Annotated in this window: 10 protein-coding genes and 1 pseudogene; 6 read left to right on the forward strand and 5 right to left on the reverse strand. The window is 71.1% G+C overall.

Going from position 1 to position 10,221, the window contains the following annotated elements; translation table 11 throughout:
• Position 1: 1 nt before the first annotated feature.
• Positions 2 to 640, reverse strand: a complete 639-nt coding sequence (locus ACFYW1_RS15875) for a TetR/AcrR family transcriptional regulator (RefSeq protein ID WP_388992065.1) — start codon at positions 638 to 640, stop codon at positions 2 to 4.
• A 214-nt stretch (positions 641 to 854) separates the two neighbouring features.
• On the opposite strand from ACFYW1_RS15875, the gene ACFYW1_RS15880 reads away from it, so the two are divergent.
• Positions 855 to 1,619 (forward strand): class I SAM-dependent methyltransferase, encoded by a 765-nt coding sequence (locus ACFYW1_RS15880; protein WP_388992068.1) that lies wholly within the window; start codon positions 855 to 857, stop codon positions 1,617 to 1,619.
• Between the two features lie 47 nt (positions 1,620 to 1,666).
• Here the strand turns inward: ACFYW1_RS15880 and ACFYW1_RS15885 are convergent, their stop codons facing one another.
• Positions 1,667 to 2,350, reverse strand: a complete 684-nt coding sequence (locus tag ACFYW1_RS15885) for a TetR/AcrR family transcriptional regulator (protein WP_388992071.1) — start codon at positions 2,348 to 2,350, stop codon at positions 1,667 to 1,669.
• Positions 2,351 to 2,506: 156 nt separating this feature from the next.
• On the opposite strand from ACFYW1_RS15885, the gene ACFYW1_RS15890 reads away from it, so the two are divergent.
• Positions 2,507 to 3,139, forward strand: a complete 633-nt coding sequence (locus tag ACFYW1_RS15890) for an isochorismatase family protein (RefSeq protein WP_388992074.1) — start codon at positions 2,507 to 2,509, stop codon at positions 3,137 to 3,139.
• A 166-nt stretch (positions 3,140 to 3,305) separates the two neighbouring features.
• On the opposite strand, the gene ACFYW1_RS15895 is transcribed toward ACFYW1_RS15890, so the two are convergent.
• Positions 3,306 to 3,959 (reverse strand): hypothetical protein, encoded by a 654-nt coding sequence (locus ACFYW1_RS15895; protein WP_388992077.1) that lies wholly within the window; start codon positions 3,957 to 3,959, stop codon positions 3,306 to 3,308.
• 265 nt (positions 3,960 to 4,224) lie between these two features.
• Here ACFYW1_RS15895 and ACFYW1_RS15900 point away from each other — a divergent pair, with 265 nt between their 5' ends.
• The gene (locus tag ACFYW1_RS15900) at positions 4,225 to 4,818 is read left to right on the forward strand and encodes a TetR/AcrR family transcriptional regulator (RefSeq protein WP_388992081.1); all 594 of its coding nucleotides are present in this window, start codon (positions 4,225 to 4,227) and stop codon (positions 4,816 to 4,818) included.
• Positions 4,819 to 4,838: 20 nt separating this feature from the next.
• Here ACFYW1_RS15900 and ACFYW1_RS15905 read toward each other — a convergent pair whose 3' ends face one another.
• Entirely contained in the window at positions 4,839 to 5,429 is a 591-nt protein-coding gene (locus ACFYW1_RS15905) for a cysteine hydrolase family protein (protein ID WP_388992084.1), read from the reverse strand.
• Between the two features lie 105 nt (positions 5,430 to 5,534).
• On the opposite strand from ACFYW1_RS15905, the gene ACFYW1_RS15910 reads away from it, so the two are divergent.
• Positions 5,535 to 5,912: a hypothetical protein gene (locus ACFYW1_RS15910; protein WP_388992087.1), complete on the forward strand. Its 378-nt coding sequence runs from the start codon at positions 5,535 to 5,537 to the stop codon at positions 5,910 to 5,912.
• A gap of 46 nt (positions 5,913 to 5,958) precedes the next feature.
• On the opposite strand, the gene ACFYW1_RS15915 is transcribed toward ACFYW1_RS15910, so the two are convergent.
• The gene (locus ACFYW1_RS15915) at positions 5,959 to 8,139 is read right to left on the reverse strand and encodes a serine/threonine-protein kinase (protein WP_388992090.1); all 2,181 of its coding nucleotides are present in this window, start codon (positions 8,137 to 8,139) and stop codon (positions 5,959 to 5,961) included.
• 216 nt (positions 8,140 to 8,355) lie between these two features.
• Here ACFYW1_RS15915 and ACFYW1_RS15920 point away from each other — a divergent pair, with 216 nt between their 5' ends.
• A complete protein-coding gene (locus tag ACFYW1_RS15920) occupies positions 8,356 to 8,922 on the forward strand; it encodes a hypothetical protein (protein WP_388992093.1) in 567 nt (188 codons plus the stop codon).
• Between the two features lie 151 nt (positions 8,923 to 9,073).
• Positions 9,074 to 10,221, forward strand: a pseudogene (locus tag ACFYW1_RS15925) (hypothetical protein); the annotation flags it as partial.

Below are 10,221 nucleotides of genomic sequence, written 5' to 3' on the forward strand. Positions count from 1 at the left end.
GTCAGGACGACAGGATCATGGCCAGCGAGAGCCGGGTCAGCTCGTCGGTCAGCCACTCGGCGTCGACCTGCCGGGGACGCCGGCCGTGATGGGCCATGAGCTCGTCCACCGAGTGGTTCAGCACCGTGACGGTGACCAGGTGGTCCCGCTCCACGGCCTCGCCCCGGCGCACGGCGCGCTCGGCCTCGGACGTGAGGAACTCGATCCACATCGACCGCCAGGTGGCCAGGTGCTTGTCCACCTCCCGGCTCACCCCCAGCACCTCGACGAAGGCCACCCTGGCGGCGCACGGGTCCACGGTGACCGCCTTGACGTACGCCTCGAAGAGCAGCCGGACCCGTTCCGTCGTGGTGCAGTCCTCCATGCCCTCCGCCATCAGGGCGTTCTCGGCCGCGCGGATCCCGTGGGTCGCCACCTCGTCGTACAGCGCCATCAGCAGCACCTCACGGGAGAGGAACTCCTGGTGGAAGACGTGCGTGGGCACCTTCGCCCGGACGCACAGATCCTCGACGCTCGTATGCGCGTACCCGTACAGGGCGAACAACTCGCGCCCCGCCCGCAGGAGTCGCTCCCGCGCCTCCAGAACCTCCATGGACTGCCCGACCGCACCGTTCCGCTGGTTCGCCACGACACCCACCATCGGTCCTCCTTCGTCTTCCGTACCGCTGCCCCCACTCTCCTCGCTCCGCCGCACCGTTGGCGGCTCCGCCACGCAATCGGACCCGCGCAGGGTGGTCCCCGGGCCAAGTCCGATTACCCATCGAACCGTTGCTGGTATGGGGTTTCGGGCGGGCGGAGGGACCGGGCGGGCCTACGATCGCCGTTCGCCGAAAAGACCTGAAAGGGGGTCCCCCGTGGACCGCGACATACACACTATGGATGACGTACTGCGGCTGATGGACGGCCTGTTCGCAGCCGACGCCGACCGCTGGACGGCCGGTGCGGGCTCCTGGTGGGACGGTTTCTACGCGGACCGGGACCGGCCCGTGCCGTTCTTCGTGGCGAAGCCGGACGAGAACCTCGTCTCGTACACCGAACGCGGCCCGGTCACGCCGGGCCGGGCCCTCGACCTGGGCTGCGGGCCGGGCCGCAACGCCCTCCACCTGGCGTCGCTGGGCTTCGAGGTGGACGCCGTCGACCTGTCCGGTTCGGCCATCGCCTGGGCCGAGGAACGCGCCCGCGAGGCCGGGGCCGGGGACGCCGTCCGGTTCCACCACGGCAACGCCTTCGACCTCGCGGCGACGGAGCTGACCGGGCCGTACGACCTGGTCTACGACTCGGGCTGCTTCCACCACCTGCCGCCCCACCGCCGCGTCAGCTACCTCGCCCTCCTCGACAACTGCCTCGCCCCCGGCGGCCACTTCGCCCTCAGCTGCTTCGCGGCGGGCGGGACCGACGGGCCGGGCATGGGCTCCGAACTGCCCGACGCCGCCTTCTACGAGCGCGGCGGCCTCCAGGGCGGTCTCGCCTACACGCCGGATTCGCTGCGCCGGATCTTCTCCGCCCTGACCGAGGTCGAGCTCCGCCGGATGCACGACGAGCCGTCCGACTCCCCGCTCTTCGGCGAACCCTTCCTCTGGACCGCCCTGTTCCGCCGGGACACCGGGAACGACGGCTGACGACGGCTCGTTCGGGGCACTCGGGCCTCCCGGACCGCCCGGGGCGCTCAGGCTTCCCGCGTCGGCGGCCGGAGCGCGCGGGCCAGGTCGTCGACGGCCGCGGGGTCCACCGGCGCGGCTCCGGTGAGGGTGCCGACCAGGGCCTGGGCCAGGACGGTCGCGGTGCCGACCCGCGCGTCCTCCCGCTCGTCGCCGGTGACCTTCCCGATCACGGCGTCCCGCACCGACCGCGAGACGTCCGGGCTCCCGAACGGCTCGGGGAAGGACAGCGCCATCAGGCACACGCCCACATTGGCGGAGAGGATCGACCGGCCGGCCAGTTCGGGGGTCGTACGCAGCCGTCCGGCGTCGCGGCAGCGTTCCACGGCCGCCAAAAGCAGGGCCTGCGCGTCCTCGATCGCCCGCGGTCCGGGTTCCGCGGCGGGCGTGAACATCAGCCGGTAGAGGTGCGGGTTGCGCAGCGCGAACGCGACATGGCTGTCCCAGGCGGCCCGCAGGTCCGCCACCGGGTCGTCGGTGAGCGGATTGCGCCTCTTGTTGGCGAGGAAGCGCTCGAAACCGACCTCGGCCACCGCCGTGAGCAGCCCCTGCTTGTCGCCGAACTGGCGGTAGATCTCGGGCATGCCGACTCCGGCCCGGTCGCAGATGGCCCGGGTCGAGATCGCCGGAGCGGCCTTGGTCGCGAGCAGTTCCGCGGTGGCTTCCAGGATGCGCTCTCGTGCCGTCGACATGGCTTCCACGATAACAGCGCTAACGCCTCTGACCTGGGCTTGTCCGGAGCGGAGAGCGGCGATCACAGACTGCCGTTATCAACGCTTACGAAATGTGTTAGCGTCGAATACACCGTGGGGCCGATCCGCCCCTCCCCGACCGGAAAGGGCCTCTCCATGACGGCGTCCACCACCCTGCGCGACGTGATCGGCCTGCCCGACGGGCTGCCCCGCCTGAGCGGGTCGACCCTGCTGATGATCGATTTCCAGAACACCTACCGTTCCGGCGTGATGCGGCTCGACGACGCCGAGCGGGCCCTCGCCGCCGGTGCCCGGCTGCTCGCCGCCGCCCGTGCCGCGGGCACCCCGGTCGTCCACGTGATGAACGACGGCGGCGAGGGCACCCCGTACGACATCCGGGCCGGGATCGGCGCGATCAGCGACGAGGTCGCCCCGGCCGAGGGCGAGAAGGTGATCGTCAAGCAGGTCCCCGACGCCTTCCACGGCACGGACCTCGACGAGGTCCTGCGGGGCCTCGGGGCCGGGGGCGGCGACCTGGTCATCGCCGGGTTCATGACGCACATGTGCGTCCTGTTCACCGCGCAGGGCGCCTTCAACCTCGGCTACCGCCCGACCGTCGTCGCCGAGGCCACCGCGACCCGTCCGCTGCGGGCCCCGGACGGCTCCGTCCTCACGGCGGACGCGTTGCAGGCCGCGAGCCTGACCACGGTCCGCGACCTGTTCGGCACGGTCGCCCGCACCGTCGACGAGCTCACCGCCCCGGATCGGGCCCCGGCCCACGCCCGCTGATCCGGACGCGCCGGAGCCGATCCGGACGCGCCGGAAACGCGGCGCGGCCGGTGGAGCGGGTGCTCCACCGGCCGCGCGGTGTCCGTTCACAGGGACTCGAAGGACCTCAGGGATCCCGAGGACCCGATCGGACCCGAACCGATCGGACCCGGACCGAACCGTCCGGTCAGATCTTGCCCGTGCAGATCGCGTTGTACGGACGGCCCGGGCTCGGGAACAGCTCCATCGGGTCGGACCCGGACGGGCACTGCTCGGCCTTCTCCTTCAGGTCGACCACCTTGGTCACGCCGCTGCCCGCACCGGCACAGGCGACCTCCTTGGCCTTGTCGGTGACGCAGTCGCCCTTCACCAGCTGACCGCCGCCCGCACCGGCGTCGCCGGGGTGGTCACCGGACAGATTGCGGCCGCAGATGGTCTTGCTCGGGAGCCCGGACTTGGCGTCACCGGAACCGTAGGACACCTTCACCGAGATGATCGCGTCCGTCCCGGCCGGGCACTGGACGGCGTCGGAGAACATCGAACCGCCCTTGACCTCAAGCGCCTTGATCGTCGCCCCGGCCTCGTCGCAGTCCATCGGCTGGTAGCTGTCCTTCACCTCCTTGTCCGGTCCGGCACAGTCACCGGCCTTCCACTCCTTGGCCGCGTGGGTCCCGTCCTTCTTCGACGAGTCGCTGCACGCGGTGGCCGCGCCCACGACGAGCCCGACGATCAGCAGCGCCTTCGAGCAGTCCAGGAGAGCCCTGCGGGTGCCGCGCCGGGCCGGAAGACCGGTGCTGCTGCGGCTGCCGCTCCGGGATCGCGTGCTGCCGTTAACGCTCATGCTGCTCCTCAGGATCTGTGTGTGACGTGCCCCGCACGGCTTCCGGCGCGGGCCCGTATGGGTGGCACGCGCGTGAGGACGCCGCGAGCGGGCCCCGCGGTTCCCGTCCCGGCCTCTCGCACACAGGAACCGCACGACCGGACTCATAGAGTTCTTTTCTAGAAAAATCATCCAATTACGGTGCGATAGGGTGTCGTCATGGCGGACAACCGGGCGACGCACAACCGGGCTGCGGACACGACGACGCCAACAGGGCGGGGTCACCGTGGCTAAGCAACAACGCGGTGAGGTCACCGTCGACCGGCTCCTGACCGCAGCGCTGGAGGTGTACGCGGCGTCCGGCCGGCCGGGGTTCACCGTCACCGCGGTCACCGAGGCGAGCGGCGTCAGCCTCGGCAGCCTCTACCACCACTTCGGCAGCTTCGACGGGCTCGCCGCCGCCCTGTACACCCGCTGCATGGAGCAGCTCTTCGACGCGATGATCGCCGCGCTGCACCGCGCGCGCACCGCCCGTACCGGGATCCGGGCCCTGATCGTCGCCCATCTGCGTTTCACCGAGGAGCACCCGGACGCCGCGCTCTTCCTGCACGCGTCCGCCCACTCCGGCTGCCTCGCGGCGCACACCGACGAGATCCGTACCGCCAAGGCGGCCAAACTGGCGGTCATCTCGGAGTGGATGGCGCCGCGGGTCCTGGCGGGCGAGATCGCCCCCGTGCCGGCGCCCATCCTGGAGGTCCTGGTCATGGGGCCGGTCACCGAGATCGCGCACCGCCGACTGGCCCGTACGGACGACATGGACCTCGCGCAGGCCGCGCGCATCCTGCCCGACCGGGTCTGGCGCTCCCTCAGGCCCGACTGACCGCCCTCTCTCCTCGGCCTTCAGCCGGTACGCGGGGGCAGGGCGGTGAACGCCACGTCCTCGGCACGGGCCACGACCTCCAGGTCGCTGCCCAGGGCCCACTCGGCGACCCGCGAGACCGCGGCGGCCGGGACCAGGTCGCTGATCCCGGGCGCGGCAGGTATGTCGTGCGTCGCGTGGGCGTCGTGCGGCATGACGACCCGGTACCCCAGCGCCAGGGCCGTACGGGCCGTGGCCTGGACGCACATCTCCGACATCACGCCGCAGACGACGAGCGACCGGACCCCGTGACCGGTCAGCAGGCTTCCCAGCGACGTCTCCTCGAAGCCGTCGTCCCAGGTCTTGCGGATCACGGTCTCCACGGGGGACGGCTCGACGGGGTGGTGCAACTCCCAGCCGGGCGTGCCCGGTTCGTCACCGGCGCCGGGCTCCCCGTCGTTCTGCACGTGGACGACGAGCGCCCCGTCCCGCCGCGCCCGTGCGATCAGGTCCGCCGTCCGGTCCACGAGCCGTACGGCGTCGGGCACCGCCCGGTCACCGGTCACGGCGTCGGCCTGGACGTCCACGACGATCAGGGCTTCCACGGGGGCTGCGGGCGCACGATTGCTCATGGCGCCATCATGACCGTCGGCACCGGACGCCTCCACGTGTTTTGGGCCCCGGCGGCCGGCCGGGGGCGCCGATGTCGCAGGTCCGCACCGTGAGAGGGTCGCCCCATGGAGTCATGGACCTTGACGGACGGCGCCGCCCCGACGACCGCGGACACGGTGACGGAAGTGCTCCGGAACAGGATCGCCGCAGGGAAGCTCGACACCTGGTGGGAAAGCGCGTCCGGACGGTCCCTGGCCGTCGTGAGCAACACCGAGCGGGCGATGGTGATGCTCCTCGAACACCCCGGGGACCCGGGCGGACACGCCGCGGACCCCGGGGCCGACGCCGACGGGTGGAGCGACGGCTTCGTGCTCTCGAACGGCCAGTGCGACGAGTACCCGGACACCGACACCGTGCCCCTCGACGAGGCGTTCCGGATCGTCCACCACATCCTCGCCACCGGCCGGCCCCCGGCCGACGCCGCGTGGGTCGTCGACCGCTGAGCCGATCCCCGGCCCCGCCGGCCTGCCGACCCGTCAAACCGTCACGTCAGGACCGGCACTCCGTCATCTTCGGCTTCCTCGGCGGGTTCGTCCTGTCCAGCAGCCGGGAGAGGTGGTCGGCGTACAGCTTCTCCCAGGACCCGTCGGTCATGATCCTCTCCAGTGCCGAACACACCTCCTTCTTGAGCCCCTTCTCGTCCGGGTTCATCGCGACGCCGTAGCCCTCCGCGCCCGCGCTGCTGTCCAGCCGCTTCAGCTGGGTGGGATCGTCCTTGACGAACCCGGCGAGGATGACGTCGTCCGTGCTCACCGCGTAGACCGGCGACGTGGGATCCAGCAGGTCCCGTACACACCGGTCGTAGCCGTTCGGGAGCAGCTCCGTCATGGTGTAACCGGCCTTGGGCAGCCACCCCTCGTACGTCGACCCCCTCGCCGTGCACACCTCCAGCTCCTTCTTCTTCAGCACCCTGGAGTCGTCGATCGAGACGGCCTTCGCCTTCCTGCGGACCATGAAGCTGCGGCTCGCCACGTAGTACGGACCGGCGAACGCGACGCTGTAGTCCGGTGCCTTCGCGTGCTTGCGCTCCTCCGTGATGCTGTAGGTGGCGATGACCAGGTCCACCTCGCCCATCTCCAGCTTCGTGCTCCGGTTCTCACTGCTCACGGGCACGAAGACGACGCGCTCACGGCTGTACCCCATGTCGTGCGCGATCGCGTAGGCCAGGTCGACCTCGTACCCCCGGTACGCCCCGCCCTTGATCCGCTCGCTCAGACCGGGCTGGTCGTCCTTGACGCCCACGGTCAGGGTCGGCTGCTTCTTGATGTACGGCTCCGACACGGGCTGTGGCCCCGACCGGCCGCCCGGGTCCGTCCCGCCGTCCTTCCCCAGCCATTCCACGCCGCCCCATACGAGACCGGCCAGCAGCGCCGCGCACACCACGCCCACTGCGGCCTTCTGCCACCCCCGGCCTTTCCTGCCGCCCTGTCCCTGTCCCTGTTCCTGCCCTTCCGGCTTCCGGGGGGCGCGCATGGGTGGTACGGGCGGTACGCGCGGCGGCGCCTTCGGCGTCACGGGGGCGGACGCCGCGTTCCCCTTCTCCTCCTCCGCCGCTTCCGCCCCTGCCTTCTCCGCCTCTGCCTGAGCGGGCTCGGGAGCGGGGTCGGGCTCGGGGGCGGATGTGGGAGTGGGAGTGGAGACGGAGGAGGCGGCCTGGGGCACAGCGGTCCTGCGGAGCACTTTCCGCAGCATCTCCTCCGCGGTCTCCGCACTCAGCCGCTGCTGCGGGTCCTTGTGCATCAGCCGGCCCACGACCTCGGCCAGCTCCTTGCCGTGTTCCATCGGCAACGGGTCCGACCGGCAGACCGCGACCAGGACCTCGTACTCGTTGGTCCGGTCGAACGGGTGCCTGCCCTCGACCATTTCGTACAGCGTGACGCCCAGCGACCACAGGTCGGACGCCGGTGTCGCGGCACTCTGCTCCGACGTCTGGCCGAGGAGTTCGGGCGCCAAGTACTTGAACGTTCCGATGAGTTCCCCGGCCCTGGTGAGCGGCACGGCACCGTCGAAGGTCGCGATCCCGAAGTCCGCCAGGATCGCGAAGTCGTCCTTGGCGAAGAGGATGTTGGACGGTTTCACGTCGCGGTGGACCACCCGCGCCTCGTGCACGGCCCGCAGCCCGCCCAGCACCTGGAGGCCGATCGCGGCCGTCCGCCGCACCGAGAGCCGCTGTTCCGCGCGCATCAGGTCCGCGAGCGAACGCGCGTCGAGCAGGTCCATCACGATCCAGACCTGGTTGCCGGACTCGACCCTGTCGTGCACGGCCACCACGTTCTGGTGCCTGATCTTGGCGATGGCCGCGGCCTCGCGCCGCGCCCGGTGCATCATCTGCTCCTGCGTGGCCGCTCCCACGGCGTCCCGGCCGAGCAGGCCCTTCACCGCGACGTGCCGGTCGAGGCGGGTGTCCAGGGCTTCCCAGACCTCGCCCATGCCACCGCGCCCGAGGCTGTGCAGGAGTTCGTAACGACCGTCGATCACGTGGTGCGGGGCGGGGGTCGCCGTCGCACGGCCCGCCGCCTCGGGGGCCGGCTGCGTCTCCGACCACGGCTGCGCGTGCTCGGTCGAGTCGCTCCGGAGGCAGTCGTCCGTCCAGCCGTCATCGGGCCTGCGGGGGGATTCATCGCCCTGCCCGCCGCCCGCATCACGGCCGTCCGTACCCTCGCTGTGCATGCGACCCCCTGTGGACTACATGGAGGCAACAGATTAGACGCTCGGTCATATCCGGGCCGATCAACAGAACTTGCGATTCGGTCACGTCACGGGGCCTCTCGCACCGGCTCGCGCCCGGCTCGTCGACCGGCGTTCCGCCGACCACCCGACTGTCCGGTTGTCCGGCTGCCCGCCGCGCCGATTCGCCGTGTCCGCAGGCCCCGTTAACCTCCCCGAGTGACCGATGAAGCTGCCGTGTGGCGCCGGCTCTCCGCGCTCCTGCCGGCCGAGGATGCCCAGGACGTCATGGCCTGCTGGAACATCGGCGAGCAGGAGGGCGGCCTCCAACTGCTCGTATCCGCCCTCCAGAAGCATCGAGTGGCCATCGACGAAACCACCCGGGTAGAAATCGCCGTGGTCTGCGAGACCTGGGGAATGTGGCCCGTGCCCCTCGAATCGCTCCCCCGTCCGGACTCCGGCGACGGAAGCCACTCGACCCTGCGGTTGGTGGAGGACGACGCCACGGCGCCCCTGCCCGGAACAACGGTCGGGCTTCACGACCGGCTCCTGGTGGTCCCATGGATCGGCTGCACGGAATGCGGCCGAACGCTGGCCCGCGCGCACACCCGGGAGCCCTGGGGCGACCTGTCCTACGTCCCGGAGCACTACGTCGTCCTGGACGCCGACCCGGGTGTCGCCGCCCCGCACGTCTTCGCCCCGGAAGGCGTCCGGGACGCGCTGGCAGCGCTCCGTACCTCGTGCGAGCGGCCGGGACACGGACAGGTGCGAGAACCGACACCCTGACCTGCTGGTTCAACGCTCCTGCCGAACCGTTGCCCTGAAGGGCACACCACACTGCCCCATCCCTTGTCCCACCGCCCTGCGCGGGTACTGCGTCCCGCACGCACTCTGAGGCGGCGGAAGCGGGCTGCACATCGGTGGGCCGGGAGGGTGGATGAGGGCGGTTCCGGAGAAGGACCCCGCCCCTGCCCGTACGGAGGTCTCGCGTACGGAGGTCTCGCGTACGCAGGCGCCTGCGGCGGAGCGTCCGGCCGGTGACCGCCCCGCCCCCGTCCCCGGCGCCGATCCCCGCAGCCTTCAGCGGCTGCAGCGTGCGGCGGGCAACCGGGCCGTGTCCCGCCTGGTCGCGCAGCGCTACACCGCCCCGGTCAAGCCGTCCCCCGCGCAGGCCCCCGGTTTTCGCCGGGTGAAGGCGGACGTGGCGGCGAAGAGGACGAAACTGTCCGCCCACGCCCCGGCCACGGCGGAGTCGAAGTCCGCGCAGGACGCCGCCGTCGCCCCGCCCGATGACAAGGAGGCGCAGGGCAAGGCGGCGAACGCGGAGAAGATGAACGCGGCGAAGCCGGGGGAGTTCGACAAGCGGGCGTTCATCGACGCGGTGAACAAGGCCATCGACGCGCAGGCGCCGAAGAATCTCGACCAGGCGGACAAGTTCTCCAAGTCGGGCAAGGCCGACAAGATCAAGGACGAGGTCGACGGGAAGGTCAAGGACGGCAAGGACTCCTCGGCCAAGGACATCGACACCGCCACCAAGGCCCCGCCCGACACATCGGCGGCCAAGGACAAACCGGTCACCCCGATGACCCCCGACCAGGCCCCGCCCAACCCCGGCGCCCCCTCCCCCACCGACGCGGTACCGGAGAAGCAGCCCGCGGCGGTCACCGACTTCTCCGCCGGTCCGGCCGCCAACGACCAAACCCTGGCCGATGCCGAGGTCACCGAGGAGCAGCTCGCCAGGGGCAACGAGCCGGAGTTCGACCAGGCGCTGTCGGCGAAGAAGACCGCCGAGGCGGACTCCGCGAAGGCCCCCGCCAAGGGCAGGGCGGCCGAAACCCAGCAGCTGAATGCGGCGAAGGCGAACGCCGCCGCCTCCGGCGCCCGGGCCATGAATGCGTTGACCGCGACGAGGGCCACGGCCGGGAAGCAGGTCGACGGCGGCAAGGGCGAGACCAAGACCCGGGACGAGAAGCGGCGTGCCGAGGTCACCGCGAAGCTGCAGAAGGTCTACGACACCACGAAGAAGGACGTCGAAGGAACCCTCTCCGGCCTCGACAAAAAGGTCGACGAAGCATTCACCTCGGG

It is taken from the genome of Streptomyces sp. NPDC002669 (genome assembly GCF_042889165.1).
Lineage (GTDB): Bacteria > Actinomycetota > Actinomycetes > Streptomycetales > Streptomycetaceae > Streptomyces.